Source organism: Pseudomonas sessilinigenes (assembly GCF_003850565.1).
In the GTDB taxonomy this organism is placed as follows: domain Bacteria; phylum Pseudomonadota; class Gammaproteobacteria; order Pseudomonadales; family Pseudomonadaceae; genus Aquipseudomonas; species Aquipseudomonas sessilinigenes.
Genome location: NZ_CP027706.1, coordinates 830,105 through 849,593, shown reverse-complemented (window position 1 = coordinate 849,593; position 19,489 = coordinate 830,105). Strand labels below are relative to the sequence as shown.

Annotated in this window: 19 protein-coding genes and 1 pseudogene; 8 read left to right on the top strand and 12 right to left on the bottom strand. The window is 64.5% G+C overall.

Features of this window, described 5'->3' with window-relative positions; all coding sequences use genetic code 11:
- The first annotated feature begins 44 nt into the window (after window positions 1-44).
- The 3 genes from C4K39_RS03830 (at window position 45) to C4K39_RS03820 (ending at window position 2,380) form a co-directional block, all read left to right on the top strand.
- Window positions 45-395, top strand: a complete 351-nt coding sequence (locus tag C4K39_RS03830) for a winged helix-turn-helix transcriptional regulator (protein ID WP_068577450.1) — start codon at window positions 45-47, stop codon at window positions 393-395.
- Window positions 396-409: 14 nt separating this feature from the next.
- On the top strand, window positions 410-778 hold the full coding sequence (locus C4K39_RS03825) for a hypothetical protein (RefSeq protein WP_178083949.1): 369 nt from the start codon (window positions 410-412) through the stop codon (window positions 776-778).
- A 135-nt stretch (window positions 779-913) separates the two neighbouring features.
- Window positions 914-2,380 (top strand): ArnT family glycosyltransferase, encoded by a 1,467-nt coding sequence (locus tag C4K39_RS03820; protein WP_068577449.1) that lies wholly within the window; start codon window positions 914-916, stop codon window positions 2,378-2,380.
- Window positions 2,381-2,437: 57 nt separating this feature from the next.
- On the opposite strand, the gene C4K39_RS03815 is transcribed toward C4K39_RS03820, so the two are convergent.
- Window positions 2,438-2,770, bottom strand: a complete 333-nt coding sequence (locus C4K39_RS03815) for a hypothetical protein (RefSeq protein WP_068577446.1) — start codon at window positions 2,768-2,770, stop codon at window positions 2,438-2,440.
- A 317-nt stretch (window positions 2,771-3,087) separates the two neighbouring features.
- Here C4K39_RS03815 and C4K39_RS03810 point away from each other — a divergent pair, with 317 nt between their 5' ends.
- Window positions 3,088-3,471, top strand: a complete 384-nt coding sequence (locus C4K39_RS03810) for a transcriptional regulator (protein ID WP_068577444.1) — start codon at window positions 3,088-3,090, stop codon at window positions 3,469-3,471.
- Between the two features lie 98 nt (window positions 3,472-3,569).
- On the opposite strand, the gene pmrG is transcribed toward C4K39_RS03810, so the two are convergent.
- Window positions 3,570-4,232, bottom strand: a complete 663-nt coding sequence (pmrG, locus tag C4K39_RS03805; RefSeq protein ID WP_225926578.1) for a lipopolysaccharide core heptose(II)-phosphate phosphatase PmrG — start codon at window positions 4,230-4,232, stop codon at window positions 3,570-3,572.
- A gap of 507 nt (window positions 4,233-4,739) precedes the next feature.
- On the opposite strand from pmrG, the pseudogene C4K39_RS32140 reads away from it, so the two are divergent.
- The 3 genes and pseudogenes from C4K39_RS32140 to gliR all read left to right on the top strand — a co-directional run.
- A pseudogene (locus C4K39_RS32140) lies at window positions 4,740-5,618 on the top strand (methyl-accepting chemotaxis protein); the annotation flags it as partial.
- Window positions 5,607-6,524: a methyl-accepting chemotaxis protein gene (locus tag C4K39_RS32135; RefSeq protein ID WP_416220673.1), complete on the top strand. Its 918-nt coding sequence runs from the start codon at window positions 5,607-5,609 to the stop codon at window positions 6,522-6,524. The pseudogene C4K39_RS32140 and the gene C4K39_RS32135, both read left to right, overlap by 12 nt.
- Before the next feature lie 232 nt (window positions 6,525-6,756).
- Entirely contained in the window at window positions 6,757-7,785 is a 1,029-nt protein-coding gene (gene gliR / locus C4K39_RS03795) for an AraC family transcriptional regulator GliR (protein ID WP_124345695.1), read from the top strand.
- A 6-nt stretch (window positions 7,786-7,791) separates the two neighbouring features.
- On the opposite strand, the gene C4K39_RS03790 is transcribed toward gliR, so the two are convergent.
- From C4K39_RS03790 to mdaB, 9 genes are all read right to left on the bottom strand, one after another.
- A complete protein-coding gene (locus C4K39_RS03790; protein WP_124345694.1) occupies window positions 7,792-8,160 on the bottom strand; it encodes a glyoxalase superfamily protein in 369 nt (122 codons plus the stop codon).
- Window positions 8,161-8,277: 117 nt separating this feature from the next.
- A complete protein-coding gene (locus C4K39_RS03785; protein WP_124345693.1) occupies window positions 8,278-9,744 on the bottom strand; it encodes an N-acyl-D-amino-acid deacylase family protein in 1,467 nt (488 codons plus the stop codon).
- Between the two features lies 1 nt (window position 9,745).
- A complete protein-coding gene (locus C4K39_RS03780) occupies window positions 9,746-10,606 on the bottom strand; it encodes a MurR/RpiR family transcriptional regulator (RefSeq protein WP_068577434.1) in 861 nt (286 codons plus the stop codon).
- Window positions 10,607-11,956 (bottom strand): GntT/GntP/DsdX family permease, encoded by a 1,350-nt coding sequence (locus tag C4K39_RS03775; protein ID WP_053136819.1) that lies wholly within the window; start codon window positions 11,954-11,956, stop codon window positions 10,607-10,609.
- Window positions 11,957-12,171: 215 nt separating this feature from the next.
- Entirely contained in the window at window positions 12,172-13,617 is a 1,446-nt protein-coding gene (locus tag C4K39_RS03770; protein ID WP_124345692.1) for a SulP family inorganic anion transporter, read from the bottom strand.
- Between the two features lie 157 nt (window positions 13,618-13,774).
- On the bottom strand, window positions 13,775-15,442 hold the full coding sequence (ggt, locus tag C4K39_RS03765) for a gamma-glutamyltransferase (protein ID WP_124345691.1): 1,668 nt from the start codon (window positions 15,440-15,442) through the stop codon (window positions 13,775-13,777).
- 135 nt (window positions 15,443-15,577) lie between these two features.
- On the bottom strand, window positions 15,578-16,471 hold the full coding sequence (locus C4K39_RS03760) for an NAD-dependent epimerase/dehydratase family protein (RefSeq protein ID WP_124345690.1): 894 nt from the start codon (window positions 16,469-16,471) through the stop codon (window positions 15,578-15,580).
- Window positions 16,472-16,597: 126 nt separating this feature from the next.
- Window positions 16,598-17,509, bottom strand: coding sequence for a LysR family transcriptional regulator (locus C4K39_RS03755; RefSeq protein ID WP_068577428.1), 912 nt, complete (start codon window positions 17,507-17,509; stop codon window positions 16,598-16,600).
- A gap of 80 nt (window positions 17,510-17,589) precedes the next feature.
- Entirely contained in the window at window positions 17,590-18,189 is a 600-nt protein-coding gene (gene mdaB / locus C4K39_RS03750) for an NADPH:quinone oxidoreductase MdaB (RefSeq protein ID WP_068577426.1), read from the bottom strand.
- A gap of 206 nt (window positions 18,190-18,395) precedes the next feature.
- Here mdaB and C4K39_RS03745 point away from each other — a divergent pair, with 206 nt between their 5' ends.
- The gene (locus C4K39_RS03745) at window positions 18,396-18,707 is read left to right on the top strand and encodes a putative quinol monooxygenase (RefSeq protein WP_124345689.1); all 312 of its coding nucleotides are present in this window, start codon (window positions 18,396-18,398) and stop codon (window positions 18,705-18,707) included.
- Here C4K39_RS03745 and C4K39_RS03740 read toward each other — a convergent pair.
- Window positions 18,697-19,461, bottom strand: coding sequence for a sulfite exporter TauE/SafE family protein (locus tag C4K39_RS03740; protein ID WP_124345688.1), 765 nt, complete (start codon window positions 19,459-19,461; stop codon window positions 18,697-18,699). The two genes, C4K39_RS03745 and C4K39_RS03740, sit on opposite strands and share 11 nt — an antisense overlap.
- Between the last annotated feature and the right edge of the window lie 28 nt (window positions 19,462-19,489).

Genomic DNA, 19,489 nt, shown 5'->3' with positions numbered 1-19,489 from the left:
TACGGTACTTTTGCGTACCAGCTACGCAAAAGGGTCGTCAGACGATGAAGAACAAACACTACCAGGACATTCCCGGATGCCCGGTCGAGGTCACCCTGGACCTGATCGATGGACGCTGGAAAGGCGTGGTCCTGCACCAACTGCTCAACAATGACTACCTGCGCTTCAACGAGCTGCAACGTCGCCTGCCCGGGATTTCCCAGCGCCTGCTGACCAAACAGCTGCGTGACCTGGAGGCCGCCGGCCTGGTGCTGCGCACGGTGTACGCCGAAGTCCCGCCGCGGGTGGAATATCGCCTGAGCGAAGAAGGGCGATCGCTGCAGCCGGTGGTCGAGGCACTGTCTGCCTGGGGCCAGGGACGCATCGCCCGTCTGCAACAGGCCGCGAGCGCCTGAACACTGGAGCCTGCATGTCCTCCCACTTGTCCCAGCCACCCAGGTTCGCCATTTTCCAGGATTCGACCCTGTTGGGCTGGACCGCACTGGAGTCCAGCGATCCGCCAATGGGCGTCGCTTGCGGCCAGTTTTTCGTTACCCCGGCCTATGCCTCGGTCCAGGAACAGGTGCGGGCACGCAATGGCACAGACCAGAGCGACCTGCACCTGGTGGCCTATCACCTGGGCCAACCCTTGCCGGCCATGGCGGTCAGCATCCTGGACCTGCGCCAGGAATGCGGCGAGGACGCCATCGAAGTCAGCGTCCTGGGCATCGCCTACCCGCTCTACCAGCAACTGTTTCCCGAAGCGGTCGCCGCCTACGAACAGCAGGCGCTCGACTAGGCCAACGTCCCTGGCCCATGGAATACCGGCGGCAAAACCTCCTACTTATTCACAATTCGTTAAGACTTGCCTCCGTATACTCCGGGGCTTGCCCGCAGCATTTGCCTGCGCTCCGGATCTGGTGGCCCATAACCCATGTCACGACCTGCCCCGCTGTTGTTCCTACTCGCCTGCCTGCTGTTTTTCTTTGCCCTGGGCAATCACCAGCTACAAGGCTCCACCGAAGCCCGGGTTGCCGGGATCGCCATGCAGATGCATCTGGATGACGACTGGGTCACGCCGCGCCTGTTCGGCACACCATTTTTGGAGAAGCCGCCCCTGAGCCTGTGGCTCGACGCCAGTGCCATTCGCGCCTTTGGCGGCACGCCGCTGGCGGTACGCCTGGCCTCGGCCTTTGCCGGGCTGTTCAGCGTGATGCTGCTGTATGCCATGTTGCGGCGTTTCGGACGGCCCGCCGGGTTGGCGCTCATCGCCGGCTTGATGCTGGCGACCATGGCCAGTTACTGGAGCAACGTGCGGGGTGTGGGAGAGGATGCCCTGCTGAGCCTGGGAGTGACCCTGGCCCTGCTGGCGTTCTTCCAGGCTCATCGCCGCCAGGCCTCTGGACATCCGGCCCTGCTGGCCTGGCTGGCCTTTGCCGGCGGGATCGCTATCGCCACCCTGAGCAAGGGCATACTCGGCCTGGCGATGCCTGGGGTGGTGATCTTCACCTACCTGCTGGCCGACAGCCTGATCGACAAGCGCCTGGCCCTGGGTCACTGGCTGCGTCCTGCGCTGCTGACGCTGCTGGGGCTGGTGCCCCTGGCCATATGGCTCGCCGTGCTGTACCAGCGCGGTGGCATGCAGGCCCTGGGGGAAGTGTTATGGACCAACAGCGTTGGGCGCTTTGACGGCTCCTTCGTGGAGGCCGGGCACTATGAGCCCTTCTATTACTACCTGGCCAAGCTGCCCCAGGCGTTCCTGCCCTGGAACATCCTGGTCTACCTGGGCCTGTGGCATTTCCGCAAAAGCCTGGCGAACAATCGCTACCTGCTGTTCATGGTCATCTGGTTGCTGGCGCAATTCACCCTCCTGTGCCTGGCGTCGAGTAAACGCACGGTGTATCTGATGTCACTGACTCCGGCGGCGGCAGTGCTGGCAGCCGAATATGGTGCCGTGCTGTACCAGCGCCTGGCACAGCGGTCGGCCAGTACAGGTTTCTGGAGCGCATTGGGGCAAAGACGCAAAGGCCTGGTCACCACGGTCATGGCTCTGGTGATCGGTGCCTATCTGGTCAACGCCCAATGGGCCGCGCCAAGAGCCGACCGCGAACTGTCGTTCGTGCCGGTTACGGACCAGATCATGGCGTTGCAGGCCAGTGGTCATCAAATGGCGCTGTACCAGGCCAACGAGCGTATTGCCGGAGCCAGCGTGTTCTATACCCGGAGCCTGCTCAAGGACCTGCAGACAGAGGAACAGCTCATCGCATTCCTGCGTGATTCACCTGGACATATGGCCGTGTTGGGTGGCGCCGAGCCTCCCAAGCCGCCCTTGCAGGTGCAGAAGACCATGATGGTTGGGCGCCAGCCCTATTACTTCGTCACCCTGGCACCGGCCCACTGAGACGAAAAAAAACGGCACCTGGTACAGGTGCCGTTTTCATTGGCGAACAGGGTTCGCTCAAGGAGTCTTCAGCTTGACCACATCACCGGAAACCTTGGTGGTGTAGCCGCTCAGGACCCAGGCCCAGAACCAGTTTTCCTGGATCTGGGTATTGATCAGTGCGTCGCCGCCCTTGGCCTGGATCGCTGCGGTCTGGGCACGGACGAAACGATTGTTCTGCTGGATCGGGATCAGGCCGAACAACATGATGCCGGTAGCGCTCGCCTCACTGTGACCGATGACGGTGTACTGGCTGCTGTCCAGTTGCTGGGTTTTCATCGGGGTACCGGTGCAACCTGCGAGAACCAGGCCCAGGCAGGCCGAGGCAACGACTTTGCTGATGTGCTTCACAACGCAACTCCATGGAAAAACGCCGGGAACTCATTTCCCGGGCGCCGGCACTTTACTCGCGACCAAGGCAGATGACCATTGCGCTGTGCCAATCCTTTGAGCCTTTATTGCCCCCATCATCTCTCCCCGACAGGCCAACGATCACCGACCTGGTACATGCCACCGGATCAACGCAGCGGCCCCATCGCACGGGCACCGGCACACCAGCGCCACAACACCTTGTGTAATAAATAAGGGGGAGATTTCCCACTGAACAAAAGATGAGCCACCTCCTTAGGATCGAACCGGCCTTACCCATAATTCCAAGGAGGTACCAAATGGACGTGAAAGACCTCAGCCTCATCGATGTAAGCCAACTCCCCCACTCGCTCCAGGCCCTTATCGAGTGCATCGGCCTGGAAAACGCCTACCGCCTGACCTGCGAGTATGGCGGGCGTCCCAAGTACATTCCCAAGCATGCCGAACGCACCACGCTGGCGCTGATCCTGCCCGCCGATGCCCTCGGTGCCCTGATCGAACGCTTCGCCGGGCTGGCGCTGGAGATTCCCAAGGCTGACCACTTCTGCCGGCAGATCCGCAACCAGCACATCCAGCTGGAAAGCATGGGGGGCATTTCCCGCAGCGTGCTGGCGGACAAGTACGGTCTGAGCCTCAGGCAAATCGGCAATATCCGCCGCCTGGATGCCAATCCTTCCCGTTAATCGAACGCCAGCATCCAGGACGTGCTCGGGGGAGTCAGAGCACGTCCTGTCCATAAGCCCACCAGGAATCAGGCCAGGGCCACTGCAGATCGACGATTTCAGGGCTTGAGGTTCACCGAGCGCCAGTCGCTGGCCTCGATCAACCCGAGCATCTTCGGGGTGCCGTTGAGGGTGTCGGTGGAAACGAACATGGCCGCGCCGTAGCCCAAGGTCGGAGTCGACAGGTTCAGGTCCTTGTCCATTTGCGTCATGCATTCGCTGTGGGTTACCAGCACCAGGTTGCGCCCGGCAACCTTATGCGCCAGCGCATCGCGCAGCATGCTGCCCCGGCAGTTGAACAACCAGTTGTCACCGCTGCTGACCTTGCTGAACATGAAGCCAGCGGTCTGCGCCGTACGGGTCAGCGGGCTGTTGTAGATATCGGTATGTTCCAGGCCCAGTTGTTCGAACCTGGCGCCTAGGGCAACCGCTACTTCACGGGCGCGGTCGGTGATGCCGTCGGCCGGCCCCAGGCATGGGGCATTGGAACGGTCGCAGCGTTCCACATGGCGTACCAGGACGATCATGTCGCCCTTGGCCCAACCGCTGGCCAACGCCTTGACCCCGGCCGCGTTGTCGCGGGTCAGGTCAGGCACCTGGGCCGGCCTGAACAGATACAGGCTCGATAAAAGCACCAGGAGAGCTCCCAGCAACAGCATCAGGGGCTTTTTGTAACGGGCCACGGCCCCCCGCAGGAAGGGACGCTTGGCCACCACGAACATCTGTCTTGTTGTCACAGTCCAGCCGCCCTTTCCAAAGTGATTCATTGCGTTGAGCAGCTCGTGCCAAGGCTACAAAAACCTGATGACAGTTGAGCGCTGCCGCCTGCCTTGGGCAGCGACGCAAAGACTCTAGGGCGGGCTCCGTGGGGGCGCGGTGAAATGAATGTGAAAAAAAGCTCAACGGACCGGCGGTTCATCCCGCAAAATAGCCGTCAAAACCTGAAACATTGTCTTGGCGCAATACCGACGAAATCGTTTCAGCTATGGCACATCCCGCCGATACATCCCCTACAAAACACCCTGCTGGTCACCAAGAACAACAATCTTCCGGCCAACTGAGATCAAGAAGCGCTACGTTCCTGGAGGAATTCAATGAATAGTTGGTTTGCCAACATCAGCGTCAACCTTAAGCTGGGCCTGGGCTTCGGCCTGGTCCTGGCCCTGACCACCGTTCTTGCACTGACCGGCTGGACCAGCCTGGGCGGTCTTATCGACCGCAGCAACTGGATGAGCGACATCACCCAGCTGAACATCGGCCTGACCAAGCTGCGGGTCACCCGCCTGCAGTACATGCTGGCCAACGGCGACGAAACTGCCGCCCAGGGCGTGCAGAACACCCTGGACGATTTCAGCGCCCAGCAGAAAAAGCTCCTGGCCTCGTTCCAGAGCCCGGAAAACATCAAGCTCCTGCAAGGCCTGGGCGCGACCATCGCCGCCTACCAGGACTCGCTGAACAAGATGCGCAACGCCTACCGCACCGGCAACGCCGCGCGCCAGGCCATGAACCAGAATGCCGACGACGCCAACGACCTGATCAACGGGATCAACGACCGGGTCAAGCAGATGCCCCTGAGCGACGAGCGCTTCGAGCAGTTCCAGGCCATCACCGAGGCCAAGGAAGCCTTCCAGCTGGCACGTTATGAAGTACGTGGCTATGTCACCACCAGCAATCCGGAAACCGAGCAGAAGGCGGTCACGCAGCTCAATGCCGCGATTGCCGAGCTGGAGCAGTTGAACAAACACTTCAGCCGTACCCAGGGCGATGTCCTGCAACGCCTGACCAGCGCCCTGACCGGCTACCGCAGCTCGCTGCAGACCTTCAAGGCCGCGTTCTCCGACGCCGTGCAGGCACGCAAGGAAATGACCGACCAGGGCGCCGATATCGTCGAGCGCAGCGATGCCCTGTATCAGATCCAACTGGATCGCCGCGACATCGAAAGCACCCAGGCCCGCAGCCTGCAATTGACCAGCACCCTGCTGGCGCTGCTGGTGGGCGTATTGGCCGCGGTGATCATCACCCGCCAGATCACCCGCCCACTGCGCGAAACCCTGACCGCTGTCGAGCGCATTGCCTCCGGCGACCTGACCCAGGATATGCACATCACTCGGCGCGACGAGCTGGGCGTGCTGCAACAAGGCATCGCCCGCATGGGCGTGACCCTGCGCGAGCTGATCGGTGGCATCCGCGACGGCGTGACCCAGATCGCCAGCGCCGCCGAAGAATTGTCGGCCGTGACCGAGGAAACCAGCGCCGGGGTCAACAGCCAGAAAGTCGAGACCGACCAGGTAGCCACCGCCATGCACGAGATGACCGCCACCGTGCAGGAAGTCGCGCGCAACGCTGAAGAGGCTTCCCAAGCGGCTTCGGCTGCCGACGGCGAAGCTCGCGAAGGCGACAAGGTCGTGGCCCAGGCCATCGAGCAGATCGAACGCCTGGCCAGCGAAGTGGTGCGTTCCACTGACGCCATGACCGTGCTGCAACAGGAAAGCGACAAGATCGGCAGCGTCATGGACGTGATCAAGGCCGTGGCCGAGCAGACCAACCTGCTGGCCCTGAACGCCGCCATCGAAGCCGCCCGCGCCGGTGAAGCCGGCCGCGGTTTCGCCGTGGTCGCCGACGAGGTCCGGGCCCTGGCCCAGCGCACCCAGAAGTCCACCGAGGAAATCGAGGAACTGGTGGCCGGCCTGCAGAACGGCACCCAGCAAGTGGCGACCGTGATGCAAAACAGCCGCGTGCTGACCGACAGCAGCGTCGAGCTGACCCGCAAGGCCGGTGCCTCCCTGGAAAACATCACCCGCACGGTGTCCAACATCCAGTCGATGAACCAGCAGATCGCCGCCGCGGCCGAAGAACAGAGCGCCGTGGCCGAGGAAATCAGCCGCAGCATCATCAACGTGCGCGACGTGTCGGAACAGACCGCCGCCGCCAGCGAGGAAACCGCTGCCTCCAGCGTCGAGTTGGCCCGCCTGGGCGGCCAACTGCAAATGATGGTCAGCCACTTCCGCGTCTGACTTGTGCCCCATGGCCGCCGCCTTTGAACAAGGCTGGCGGTCATGTGCAGGACGCCAGATACCCGGCGCACGCAAGGTGCGCCACGCCTGGATGCTCGACTTCTGTAGCCGCAGCCTGCGGCAGCGGCTACAAGAGGCGGGGTGAGCAGGCATTTACAGCGCGCGCGGTTTGCCCTTACCTTTCCCGGTCTGCATCCTGCTGTCCGAAGGATTCGTTGCCAGGAACCCAATCATGCCCAGCCTCGGTTTTACCTCGGTCCCGCCCCTGCTCAAGTACCTGCTCTATGCCGAGCAACTGGGCATCGCCACGGAACCGGCGCTGGCAGCCGCCGGCTTGCAAGCCGAGCAACTGAACGACACCAGCCTGCGCCTGCCGGTGGAGGTCCACGAACGCCTGCTGGACTACTTCTGCCTGCACTCGGGCGACCCTTTGTTCGGGCTCAATTCAGCACGTTTCGTCAAACCCAACTCCTGGAACGTACTGGGCTACATCACCATGAACTGCGCGACCCTGGGCGAAGCCATGGCGCGCATCATGCCGTTCGAAAAACTGGTGGGGGACATGGGTACCAGCCGCGCCGAGGTGGCAGGCGACGAGGTACGCCTGGTCTGGAGCTGCCGCCACCAGCGCCCGGACATCCGCCGGCACCTGGTGGAAAACGTGCTCGCCTCCTGGTTGCTGTATGCCCGCTGGATCGCCGATTCGCAGTTGTCGCCTCGCGCCGTGTGGTTCGAGCACCCGCTGCCGGAGCCAGCCCAGGTCGAGCAATACGAAGCGCTATTGGGCTGCCCGGTGCTGTTCCAGCAGCCCTGCTCGGCCCTGGTGGCGCCGCTGTACTACCTGCAACTGCCCTTGCGCCAGGCCGATGCGCGCCTGCTCAAGACCCTGGAAGACCATGCCCAGGCGATGATGGCCTCGTTGGCCGATGCACCGGTGGCGCTGCAGGTGCAGGGCGTCCTGCGCCAGTTGCTCAAGGATGGCCTGCCGCGCAAGGAACAAGTGGCCGAGCAACTGTCGGTATCGGTAAGCACCTTGCAGCGCCAATTGCTCAAGGACGGAACGTCCTACCAGCAGATTCTCGATGACCTGCGCCAAGAGTTGGCCGAGCACTATCTACGGCACAGCGAGCTGTCGATCCACGACATCGCCGATCGCCTGGGCTTCACCGAACCCCGTTCGTTCCACCGCAGCTTCAAGACCCGCACCGGCCTGACCCCGGGCCAGTTTCGCCAGGCCGCCCTCCCCACCACACAGGCCTGACCCGCATCAGGCACTGATGGTATTGGTGAATACCAACCGGTTACCGAAAGGATCGCTGATGGTCATGTCCTGGCTTCCCCAGGGCATGGCCTGGATCTGCGGGTGGGAGAATGGATACTGCTTGGCCAGCAACCCTTGCTGGAAGGCTTCCAGTTCATCGGTTTCGATACGCAGTGCCGCGCCAGGGGTGCAGTCGCCATGGTACTCACTCAGGTGCAGCACGCACTCGCCCCGGGAGACCTGCATGTACAGCGGCAGATCGGTCTCGAAGCGATACTGCCAATCGAGGCTGAAGCCCAGGAAGTCCAGGTAAAACTCCCGGGCCTTGGCTTCATCGAAGATCCGCAGGACGGGGGTGGTTTTGCCAAAGCTCATTGCGTGACTCCCTGACTGGAAACAGGTCGCTGAGAGCGACCCCGATTGCCAGCACTTCGGCGCCACGCGGGCTTTCTTTAATGTCAATACGCCACCATTGTGACGGCGATCAACAAATCAGCCTGGCATCCCGAACCCTTGGCGCAAATCGCCCTCCCGGGGCAGGAAGCGCCCATGGCGCTGCTCGCTGGCCTGGCCGGCGGCATAACTGCTCACGCCATTGACCCAGACCCCGTCGATCCCCTGGGCCGGGCGCCGTGGTTCCTGGAAGTCGGCCACGTCCCGGACCCGCTGGGGATCGAACAGCACCAGGTCGGCCCAATAGCCTTCGCGGATCTCGCCGCGCTGGCGCAGGCCGAAGCGCGCCGCCGACAGGCCGGTCATCTTGTACACCGCAGTGTGCAGCGGGAATAACCCCAGGTCGCGACTGAAGTGGCCCAGCACCCGGGGAAAGGCGCCCCATAACCGGGGATGGGGGAACGGGTCTTCCGGCAGGCCATCGGAGCCGACCATCGTCAGCGGGTGGGCGAGGATGCGCCGCACGTCGCTTTCGTCCATGCCGTAGTACACCGCTCCCGCCGGTTGCAGGCGCTTGGCGGCGGCCTGCAGATCCAGGCCCCAGTCGGCGGCGATCTGCGCCAGGTCGCGTCCGCCCTGCTCGGGATGCGGCGTGGACCAGGTGATGGTGATGCGATAGGCATCGGTGACCTGCTTGAGGTCCAGGGTCGAGGAACTGGCGGCATAGGGATAGCAGTCGCAGCCTACCGGATGCTCCTGCGCCGCCTGCTCCAGGGCCGCCAGCAGTTGCGGGCTGCGCCCCCAGTTGCCGGCGCCGGCGCACTTGAGGTGGGAGATGATCACCGGTGCCCGCGCCGAACGGCCGATCAGGAAGGCTTCGTCCATGGCCTCCAGCACCGGCTCGAACTCGCTGCGCAGATGCGTGGCATACAGCGCGCCGAAGGCCGTCAACTCCTCGGCCAATTGCCGCACCTCATCGGTTTTCGCGCAGAAGGCGCTGGCGTAGGCCAGCCCGGTGGACAGGCCCAGGGCGCCCTGCTCCAGGCTGTCGCGCAATTGCTCGCGCATGGCCGCGATTTCGCTAGCGGTGGCCGTGCGGTACAGGTCCGCCAGATGGTTGCTGCGCAGGGCGGTATGCCCCACCAGGGCCGCGACATTCACCGCCGGGCGGGCCGCATCCACCGCCGCGCGGTAGTCGGCGAAACGCGGGTAGACGAACATCTCGCGCTGCCCCAGCAGGTTCATCGGGTCCGGCGGATCGCCCTTGAGGGTCACCGGCGCGGCACTGATGCCGCAGTTACCCACCACCACCGTGGTCACCCCCTGGCTGAGCTTGGGCAGCATCTGCGGCTGGCGGATCACCACCGTGTCGTCATGGGTGTGCACGTCGATGAAGCCCGGGGCCAGCACGCGGCCGGCGGCATCGATCTCGACCTCGGCGAGCGCACCGGCCAGCTCGCCGATGCGCTGGATGCGCCCGTCGAGGATGGCCAGGTCGGCGCGATAGCCGGGACGGTCGCTGCCGTCGATGACCAGGGCATTGCGGATCAGGGTGTCGTAGCGCATGTCAGTCTCCCAGGGGCAGGCTGTCGGCGCCGCCACGGTAATGGTCCAGGGCCAGCTTGATCCTGCGCAGGCGCTCTTGATTGTCGTCGGGCATGGCCAGGGCCAGCTCCGTGGCCAACACGTCGATGGCCAGCAGCATGCCGTAGCGGGCGGCGGTGGGTTTGTAGATGAACGAGGTCTCGGCGCTGTGCAGTGGCAACAGCACGTCCGCCAGCCCGGCCAGGGGCGAGTCGGGCAAGGTAATGGCGAGCACGGCGGCGCCGTAGCTGCGGGCCAGGGTCACCGCGTCCAGCAGTTCCGGGGTGAGGCCGCTGAGGGAACAGGCGATCACTGCGTGTTGGGGCCCCAGGGAGGCGGCGGTCACCCGCATCATCACCGGGTCATGGCAGGCGGCGATGCAGTAGCCCAGGCGCACCAGGCGCACCTGCAACTCGGCGCTGCACAGGGTTGAACAGCCACCGGTGCCGAAGGCGTGGATCATCCGCGCGCGGCCCAGCAGGCGCACCGCATCGGCGAATTGCGCCCCCTCGAAACCCGCCAGGTGGTGGTGCAGCGTCGACTCGATATCGCCGACGATCTGCCGGTAGAAACCGGACGACTCGGTGCTCGCCCCCGGATCGAGGAAGCGGCTGCCCACGCCGCTGGCCTGGGCCAGTTGCAGGCGCAGCTGGCGCAAGTCCCGACAGCCGACGCTGCGGGCGAAACGCGACAGGGTCGCGGCGCTGACCTCGGCCCGCCGGGCCAGCTCCTCGAGGCTGGCGGAGGCGGCGAAACCCACGTCATCGAGCATCAGCCGGGCGATCCGCGCCTCCCCGGTACTGAGATCGTCCAGGCGCGAGCGGATCTGGTAAAGGATGTCCATCTAGAGAAACTCCGCGAGAACCAGGGTCAGGCCGAAGGCGATCAGCGAGATCAGGGTCTCCAGCACGGTCCAGGTCTTGAAGGTCTGGATGACGCTCATATTGAAGTATTCCTTGACCAGCCAGAAGCCGCCGTCGTTGACGTGGGAGAGGATCACCGAGCCGGCGCCGGTGGCGATCACCAGCAGTTCCGGATGGGGATAACCCAGGCCGACCGCCACCGGCGCCACCACCCCCGAGGCGGTGGTCAGGGCCACGGTGGCCGAACCGGTGGCGACCCGCATCAGCACCGCGAACAGCCAGCCCATCCACAACGGCGACAACTGGAACTGATGGGCCAGGCCGGTCACCTGCTCGGTCACCCCGGAGTCGATGAGGATCCGGTTCAAGCCGCCACCGGCCCCCACCAGGAGGGTGATGCCGGCAGTCGGCGCCAGGCATTCGTTGGTGAACCTGAGGATCGACTCGCGGTTCAGGCCCTGGGCCAGGCCCAGGGTCCAGAAGCTCACCAGGGTGGCGATCAGCAGGGCGATCACCGAGTTGCCGATGAACAACAAGAACTGGTTGAGCCCGGTACCCGGGGCGGCGATCAGGTTGGCCCAACCGCCCAGCAGCATCAGCACCACTGGCAGCAGGATGGTGCCCAGGGTCAGGCGAAAGCTTGGCAGCCGCACGCGCGGTTCACGGTTGATGAACTGCTGCTCCAGCGGGTTGTGCGCCGGCAACTGGATGTGCGGCACGATCAGTCGCGCATACACCGGACCGGCGATGATCGCCGTGGGCACGCCGATCAGGATCGCGTACAGCAAGGTCTGCCCCACCGGCGCCTGGTAGGCCTGCACCGCCAGCATCGCCCCCGGGTGCGGCGGCACCAGGGCATGCACCACCGACAGCCCGGCGACCATCGGCAGGCCAACCATCAGCAGCGATACCCCGACCCGCCGCGCCACGGTGAAGGCGATGGGCACCAGCAACACGAAACCCACCTCGAAGAACAGCGGCAGCCCCACCAGGAAGGCGATGCAGACCATGGCCCAGTGGGCGTTGCGCTCGCCGAAGCGGGCCACCAGGGTACGCGCCACCTGCTCGGCCCCGCCGGATTCGGCCATCAGCTTGCCGAGCATGGTGCCCAGGGCTACCACCAGGGCGATATGCCCCAGGGTCTTGCCGACCCCGGCCTCATAGGCCGCCACCACCCCGGAGGCCGGCATGCCGGCCACCAGCGCCAGGCCCACCGAGACTAGGGTAATGACGATAAAGGGATTGAGCCGGTAGCGAGCGATCAGGACGATCAACGCGATGATGGCGACTGCGGCGTAACCCAGCAGTCCGTAAGCCGATACAGGAGCCACGGATACCTCCTTGAAAACAGCGTCGTTTCGAATGGTTATGAAAGTTTTTAATCACTTTAGGCAGTGAATTTCAAACCATATGAAACTGATTTTCGTAAAGAGGCAGGCTTTGTCGTGCAGGACTATGCAAAAGCCCCGATGATGAAAATCGGCACCGGGTATTTTCATGCCCGTGCCGGGCGGACGGGCGAGCGCGACGGCTCGCCCGCAGGCCGTCAGTCGTGCTGGACCCGGGCGCGCTTGAGCAGCTTCTTGCAGCGCTCGGACAGGTGCAGCACCCGCAACTGCTTGCCGGCCTTGGCATAGCGCTCGCGCAGGGTCATGAGCGCGGCGATGGCCGAATAGTCGACGAAGCTCAGGTGCCGGCAGTCGATGGTCACCCGCGATGGGTCGTTGGCCGGGTCGAACTGGTTGAGGAACGGCGTGGTGGAAGCGAAGAACAAGGTGCCGTGCAGGTGGTAGAGCTTGCTGCCGTCGGCTTCCAGGTGGCTGTCGGCGTACAGCTCGCGGGCCTGCTGCCAGGCGAAGTTGAGGGCGGCGATGACGATGCCGCACATGACCGCGGTGGCCAGGTCGGTGAACACGGTGATCACCGTCACCGCGAGGATCACCAGCACGTCGTTGAGCGGCACCTTGTTGACCACCCGCAAGGAGGCCCAGGCGAAGGTCTGCTGCGACACCACGAACATCACGCCCACCAGCGCCGCCAGGGGAATGCGCTCGATCAGCGGCGACAGGAACAGTACGAACAGCAGGATCAGCACTCCGGCCACGACCCCGGACAAGCGCCCACGGCCACCGGAACTGAGGTTGATCACGGTCTGGCCGATCATCGCACAGCCGCCCATACCGCCGAAGACGCCGGAGACCATGTTCGCCGCGCCCAGGGCCACGCACTCGCGGTTGGTGTAGCCGCGGGTCTCGGTGATCTCGTCGGTGAGGTTCAGGGTCAGCAGGGTTTCCAGCAGGCCGACCATGGCCATCAGGAAGGCATAGGGCGCGATGATGCCCAGGGTTTCCAGGGTCCAGGGCACGTCCGGCAGCGCCAGCGCCGGCAAGCCGCCGGCGATGTGGGCCATGTCCCCCAGGGTGCGGGTCGGCAGTCCCAGCACGTACACCAGAAAGCCCACGCCGAGGATCGCCACCAGCGCCGGCGGCACCGCCCGGGTCAGGCGTGGCAGCAGGTAGACGATGGCCATGGTCAGCGCCACCAGGCCGGCCATCAGGTACAGCGGCTGGCCGCTGAGCCAGTGCTCGCCACTCTTGAAATGCTCCAGCTGGGCCAGGGCGATGACGATCGCCAGGCCGTTGACGAAGCCCAGCATCACAGGGTGCGGCACCATGCGCACCAGCTTGCCCAGGCGCAACAGGCCGAAGGCGATCATCACCAGCCCGCCCAGCAGCACCGTGGCCAGCAGGTACTGCACCCCGTGCTGCACCACCAGGGCGACGATCACCACCGCCATGGAGCCGGCCGCGCCGGAGACCATGCCCGGACGGCCGCCGAACAGCGCGGTCAGGGTGCAGATGAAGAAGGCGCCGTACAGGCCCATCAACGGGTTGAGGTGAGCGACCAGGGCGAAGGCGATGCATTCGGGCAGCAGGGCGAAGGAGGTGGTGAGTCCGGCCAGGACATCGGCACGCAGACGTTTTGCTTTCATGATTGACCTGATAGTTGGGCCGCGCAGGGCCCGGGGAATGGCGGGGGAAAACAGGCGGGAATGGTACGGAATCGAAACGCCGCCGACCAGCCGGCCGTCGGCGCGCAACCAAGCCCTTGCCGGAACCGGCGTACCGGTCCAGGCAAGGGCGCAGCGGTTACTTGACCACTTTGCCTACGCCACGCCCGCGCGGGTCGGAAGCGGTTTCAAGCTGGGGGCCATTGACCCGGATGGCCTGGATGTCGCCCATCTCCCAGCCCTGGTCCTCGAGGGTGTAGCCCATGGCCTTGAGTTCATCGGCGACCTGGCCGGTGAGCGGCGCATAGGCGTCGTAGTAGATCGTGTCCTTGGGCAGCAGTTGGTGATGCACCCGTTGCGCGGCCACGGCTTTCTCCAGGGGCAGGTGGAAGTCGTAGAGGTTGTTCAGCACCTGGAAGATCGAGGTGAAGATCCGCGACCCGCCCGGAGTGCCCAGGACCAGGGTGACCTTGCCGTCGCGGGTCACCAGGCTCGGGCTCATGGACGACAGCATGCGCTTGCCCGGGGCGATGGCATTGGCATCGCCGCCCACCACGCCGAAGGCATTGGCCACGCCGGGCTTGGCGCTGAAGTCGTCCATCTCGTCGTTGAGCAGGAACCCCGCGCCCTTGACCACCACGCCGCTGCCGTAGTCCCAGTTCAGGGTGTAGGTATTGCTCACCGCATTGCCCTGGGCATCGACGATGGAGAAATGGGTGGTCTGGTGCCGTTCCAGCCCCGGGCGCACCTTGTCGGTGGGCGAGATGGCGTCGGGGTTGACCTGGGCCGCACGCTGCTTGAGGTAGGCCGGGTCGGTCAATGGCTTGACCGGCACCTCGGAAAACGCCGGATCGCCCAGGTAGTCGGCACGGTCGGCGAATACTCGCTTCTCGATTTCCGCCAGCAGGTGGATGTACTTGGCCGAATTGAGCTCGACGCCCTTGAAGTCGGCGGCGCGCTCTTCCTTGATGCCGATCAGCTGGGCCAGGGCGACCCCGCCGGAACTGGGCGGCGGCGCGGTGTACAGCACGTTGCCACGGAAACTCACCTGCAGCGGCTGGCGCCACTTGACCTTGTAGTCCTGCAGGTCCTGCTTGGTGATCAGGCCTTTGTCGGCCTGCATCTGGGCCACCAGCAAGTCGGCGGTCTTGCCGCTGTAGAACTCCTTGGCGCCCTGGTCGGCGATGCGTTCCAGGGTCGCCGCCAACTCCGGCTGACGGAAGGTCTGGCCGGGTTGCATGCTGCCAAAATAATCACCGAAGTTGGTGCTGCCGTTGAACAGCTTCAAGGCATCCTCGCGGTACTGGTACTGCTTGTCCGCCACCTTGAAGCCGTTCCTGGCGTAGGCCACTGCCGGGGTGACGAGTTCGCTCCAGGGCAGCTTGCCGAACTTCTGGTGGGCCTCCCACAGACCCATCACGGTGCCCGGCACCCCGGCGGCGCGGGCGCCCACCAGGCTGAGGTTCTCGATCACCTCACCCTTGTCATTCAGGTACATGTCGCGGGTCGCGGCCTTGGGCGCGGTTTCCCGGTAGTCGAGGAAATACGGCTTGCCGTCGATGAACAGCGTCATGAAGCCGCCACCGCCGATATTGCCGGCTTCGGGATAGGTCACGGCCAGGGTGAAGGCCGTGGCCACCGCAGCGTCCACCGCGTTGCCGCCCTTCTTGAGGATCTGCGCCGCGACATCGGCGCCGTACTGGTTGGGTGCGGCCACCGCGCCGCCCTCAAGGGGCGCGGCGAAGACTGGAACGCTGGCAGCGAGCGCCAGGCCCAGGGTGAGGGTCGTGCACGGCAAGATACCCATGGAGTCCGTCCTTATCGTTGTTTTCAGACCAGACGAACCTTAGGCGCTTTGTCGCGCGGTGGGCAAACGCCCACAGCAAAACGGCCGCCCGCAGGCAGCCGTTTGTCGCAGATGGATCAGTGGAGCAGCCGCTCCTCAGACCATCTCGTGCTCGATCCACTCCAGCACCGACGTCCGCTGCGGCGCCCAGCCCAGCAGCTCGCGGGCCTTCTTGCCGCGTACCCGGCTGTTGGAGCCCAGGCCGTAGTTGGCCATCTCGTAGCCCCACTCGGCCTCGGCGGCAGGCAGCGGCCAGTCCTCGGGTTCGCCAAGGTGCAGGGCGCGGGCCATGGCGCGGGTCATGTCGATGAAGGATGCCTCGCCGCTCTCGACGAAGTAGAAGCTGCCCGGGGTGTTGCCGGTCAGGGCCAGGGCGTAGAGCGCCACCACGTCCTCGATATGCACGTTGGACCAGATGTTCTGCCCCGGCCCGACATGACGCACCACACCGCTCTTGCGCGCTTGCTTGAGCAGGCGCGGCAGCTGCACGCTGTCACGCTTGACGCCCAGGCTGTGGCCGTAGATCAGGGTGTTGCACAGCACCGCCGAGTTCACCCCGTCCTTGGCCGCCGCCAGGATCAGGTTATCGATGGCCACCCGGGCGGCCTTGTCCACGGTGGGCTCCGGCAACTGGTCTTCGTAGTAGACGGTATCGCTGGCCTTGCCGCCGGAAGCGTCGCCGACGATGCTCGAACCGCTGGTGTGCAGGAATGGCTTGTTCGAGCCCTTGAGCGCGGCCAGCAACACTTCCACCGCACCACGATGGTCGCTGCTGGCAGCGTTAATCACCGCATCGGCGGCCCGGGCCTGTTCGCTCAGCAGGGCGCTGTCGTCCAGGCTGCCTACCACGGGCTTGATGCCCAGGGCCGTCAGCTCGGCGGCTTGCTCGGCACTGCGCACCAGGCCAGTGACCTGATGCCCGGCCTTGACCAGGCCGGTGGCGATGGAACCGCCGATGAAACCCGCGGCACCGGTAACGAATACGTTCATGGAGAGACTCCCTGGGTGGATAAGTGATGGCGCCAGTATCGGCGCGCCTGCTTCGACGAAACAGCCGGGCTGGACCAAATCACTCTTGCGCAGGGATCACGAATCCCCAGCCAGGGAAGCAGGACCTCAGCCCTCGAAGCCCGGGTCAGCGTAGTCGGCCAGCTTGCCCTGGATGAAATCCAGGAAGCACTGGATACGCAGGGCCAACTGCGAGTTGCGGTAGTACACGGCGTTGATCGGCTGGCGATAACCGCTGTTGAACTCGCTGAGGATCGGTATCAGACGCCCGGCGCGAATATCATCGATGGTCATGAAGTGCGACAGGCAGGCAATGCCCTGCCCCTCCAGTACCAGATGGCGCAGGGTCTCGCCGCTGGAGGCACTGATGCCTGGCTGGATCTGCCAGCGGTCGCCATGGGGATGGCGCAGCGGCCAATGGTTGAGGCTTTCGGTCTGGGTGAAGCCCAACAGCGTGTGTTCGCTGAGCTCGGCGACGCTGCGCGGGGTGCCGTGGCGCTCCAGGTAGGCCGGGCTGGCCAGGATGCGCAAGGGGCTGCAACCCAGGGAGCGGGCATGCAGGGTCGAGTCGGCCAGGGTGCCGATGCGGATCGCGATATCGGTGCTCTGCTCCAGGAGGTCGATGATCAGGTCGTTGCTGTTGAGCTCGAGCTGGATATCGGGGTACAGGCCACGAAACTCGGCGATGTAGGGGACGATGGCGTGCAGCATGAACGGCGAGGCGGCGTTGATCCGCAGGCGCCCGGAGGGGGTCTGCTGGCGGGAGGACAGGCGCTCTTCGAGTTGGTCCATCTGATCGAGGATCAGCTTGGCCTGCTCGAAGAAATACTTGCCCTCTTCGGTCAGGTCCATGCGCCGGGTCGTGCGGTTGATCAGCGTGGTATCGAGCTTTGATTCCAGGCGCGACAGGGTGCGGCTGACCGCCGATGGCGTCTGCCCGACCTGCTCGGCAGCGGCGGAGATCGAACCGCACTCGATGACACAGACGAAGATCTGCAACTCGTCGGATCTGGCTTTCACGTAGAACCCTCTATCGATTGGTAGCTGTAGCCCCTGCGCAGGCTGCGACGCACGGCGGCTACAGGAACGGCCTATCGATATTAGCGGCTTTGAGCCTCGAGACCGAACACCTGGCGCAGATGCTGCTCGTAGCGCCGGACATCGTTTTCAACAGCCGGGCACTTCATCACATCGACACAGAGGAAGGTCGGCAGGGGGCTCATGCCCAGGAACTGGTTGGCCTTGTGGAACGGGAAATAGACCGCGTCCACCCCTTTGCCTTCGAAGAAATCGCTCGGGTCGTCGAAGGCCTGCTGCGGTGCATTCCAGGTCAGCGAGAGCATGTACTGCTTGCCCTGGACCAGGCCGCCACTGCCGTACTTCTGCGAAGCGTCGGAACGGGTCCGGCCATCGTTGGCATACAGGCTGCCATGGCCCTGGGTGAAGACCTCGTCAATGTACTTCTTGACGATCCAGGGCTCGCCCATCCACCAGGCTGGCATCTGGTAGACGATCACGTCGGCCCAGAGGTACTTCGCCACTTCTTCCTGGGCGTCGTAGCCCTGGTCGATGTGGGTGACCTTGACGTCCAGGCCGCCGCGATCCAGCACCGCCAGTGCAGTCTCGTGCAAGGTGGTGTTGTAGCGGCCGTCGGAGTGGGCGAATTGCTTGGCGCCATTGAGTAGCAGTACTTTTTTCATGAGCGGGCCCTGTCGCGGGAACGGCCCGTTGCAGGCGTCGTGCGACGCCAGGCCGTTGGGGTGGAAAACGAGGGCGGCAGGTTAGTGAAGGGCTCGCGCGGGAATAAGCCCCTGGCGCTCAAAATACATTTGCTGTAAAGGCACGAATCAAGCCTTTATTGTTGTCTTAGAATCCTTGGCAACTTCCTTTGTCACGAGCACATTCCATGACCCGCCAGGCCTTCATCCTCCACGCCAAGACGCGCCCCGAACGGGCTGCCGAATTCGAAGCGCTGTTCCTCGGTTATGTCGCCGCCAGTCGCGCCGAACCCGGCTGCATCGAGTACCACATGCTGCGCGACCAGCAGGACCCCAGCCTGTTCATCTTCTACGAAGTCTGGGAATCCCAGGAGGCGCTGGACGTGCACTCCAACCTGCCGCACATGAAGCAGTTCCGCGATGCGCGCATGGAGTACCTGGAGCGCGACTTCGAGATCCGCGCCATCGACATGCTCAGCCCGGCTTCTGCTATCCGCTGACCAGCAAGTGGCCCCCCAGCAGGCCCAGGCCGATGAAGAACACCCGTTTGAACAACGGCGCGCTGATGCGCTGGCGCAGCCACTGGCCCAGCCACATGCCCAGCAGCGCCGGGACCAGCGCCAGCAACGAGGCCCCCAGCTGCGCACCACCCAGGTGGCCGCCCCAGGCGAGGCCGGCGGCCAGGGCCAGGGTCGAGACGGTGAACGACAGGCCCAGGGCCTGGACCAAGGAATCCCGCGCCAGGCCCAGCGCCTGCAGGTAAGGCACCGCCGGAATCACGAACACCCCGGTGATCGCAGTAACCAGGCCAGTGGCCAATCCACACAAGGGCGCCAGCCAACGCTCATGGGCCGGGGCGATGTGCAGTTGCGGCAAGCACAGGCCCGCCAGGGCATAGAGCAGCAAGGCCGCCCCCAACCCTCGCACCACCCACGGCCCGCCATCGATGCCCAACCACAGGGAGCCGCCCAAGGTGCCGATGCCGATCGCCAGCAACAGCGGCCACAAACGCCTGAGCAAGGCCGACAGGTGCCCACCGAACGCCAGTTGCCAGAGGTTGGTCAGGGTCGCCGGAATGATCAGCAAGGCTGCTGCCTGCGCCGGAGCCATAGCCAACCCCAGGAGCCCCATGGCCACCGTGGGCAAGCCCAGGCCGATCACACCCTTGACCATGCCGGCCATGACGAAGATGCCGAGCACCCATAAAGACAGGCCAAGGCCCAGATCCTGATAAAACGCGAGGGAGGTATTCATGGGCCTATCCTGCTCTCGCCCGGCGGCG

Coding starts and splice junctions, on each gene's coding strand:
- ggt (WP_124345691.1), bottom strand. CDS start 15,442: ATGGGTATCTTGCCGTGCACGACCCTCACCCTGGGCCTGGCGCTCGCT.
- gliR (WP_124345695.1), top strand. CDS start 6,757: ATGCCCAGCCTCGGTTTTACCTCGGTCCCGCCCCTGCTCAAGTACCTG.
- C4K39_RS03820 (WP_068577449.1), top strand. CDS start 914: ATGTCACGACCTGCCCCGCTGTTGTTCCTACTCGCCTGCCTGCTGTTT.
- C4K39_RS03760 (WP_124345690.1), bottom strand. CDS start 16,471: ATGAACGTATTCGTTACCGGTGCCGCGGGTTTCATCGGCGGTTCCATC.
- mdaB (WP_068577426.1), bottom strand. CDS start 18,189: ATGAAAAAAGTACTGCTACTCAATGGCGCCAAGCAATTCGCCCACTCC.
- C4K39_RS03785 (WP_124345693.1), bottom strand. CDS start 9,744: ATGCGCTACGACACCCTGATCCGCAATGCCCTGGTCATCGACGGCAGC.
- pmrG (WP_225926578.1), bottom strand. CDS start 4,232: ATGTTCGTGGTGGCCAAGCGTCCCTTCCTGCGGGGGGCCGTGGCCCGT.
- C4K39_RS03790 (WP_124345694.1), bottom strand. CDS start 8,160: ATGAGCTTTGGCAAAACCACCCCCGTCCTGCGGATCTTCGATGAAGCC.
- C4K39_RS03770 (WP_124345692.1), bottom strand. CDS start 13,617: ATGAAAGCAAAACGTCTGCGTGCCGATGTCCTGGCCGGACTCACCACC.
- C4K39_RS03740 (WP_124345688.1), bottom strand. CDS start 19,461: ATGAATACCTCCCTCGCGTTTTATCAGGATCTGGGCCTTGGCCTGTCT.
- C4K39_RS03825 (WP_178083949.1), top strand. CDS start 410: ATGTCCTCCCACTTGTCCCAGCCACCCAGGTTCGCCATTTTCCAGGAT.
- C4K39_RS03780 (WP_068577434.1), bottom strand. CDS start 10,606: ATGGACATCCTTTACCAGATCCGCTCGCGCCTGGACGATCTCAGTACC.
- C4K39_RS32135 (WP_416220673.1), top strand. CDS start 5,607: ATGCACATCACTCGGCGCGACGAGCTGGGCGTGCTGCAACAAGGCATC.
- C4K39_RS03810 (WP_068577444.1), top strand. CDS start 3,088: ATGGACGTGAAAGACCTCAGCCTCATCGATGTAAGCCAACTCCCCCAC.
- C4K39_RS03745 (WP_124345689.1), top strand. CDS start 18,396: ATGACCCGCCAGGCCTTCATCCTCCACGCCAAGACGCGCCCCGAACGG.
- C4K39_RS03830 (WP_068577450.1), top strand. CDS start 45: ATGAAGAACAAACACTACCAGGACATTCCCGGATGCCCGGTCGAGGTC.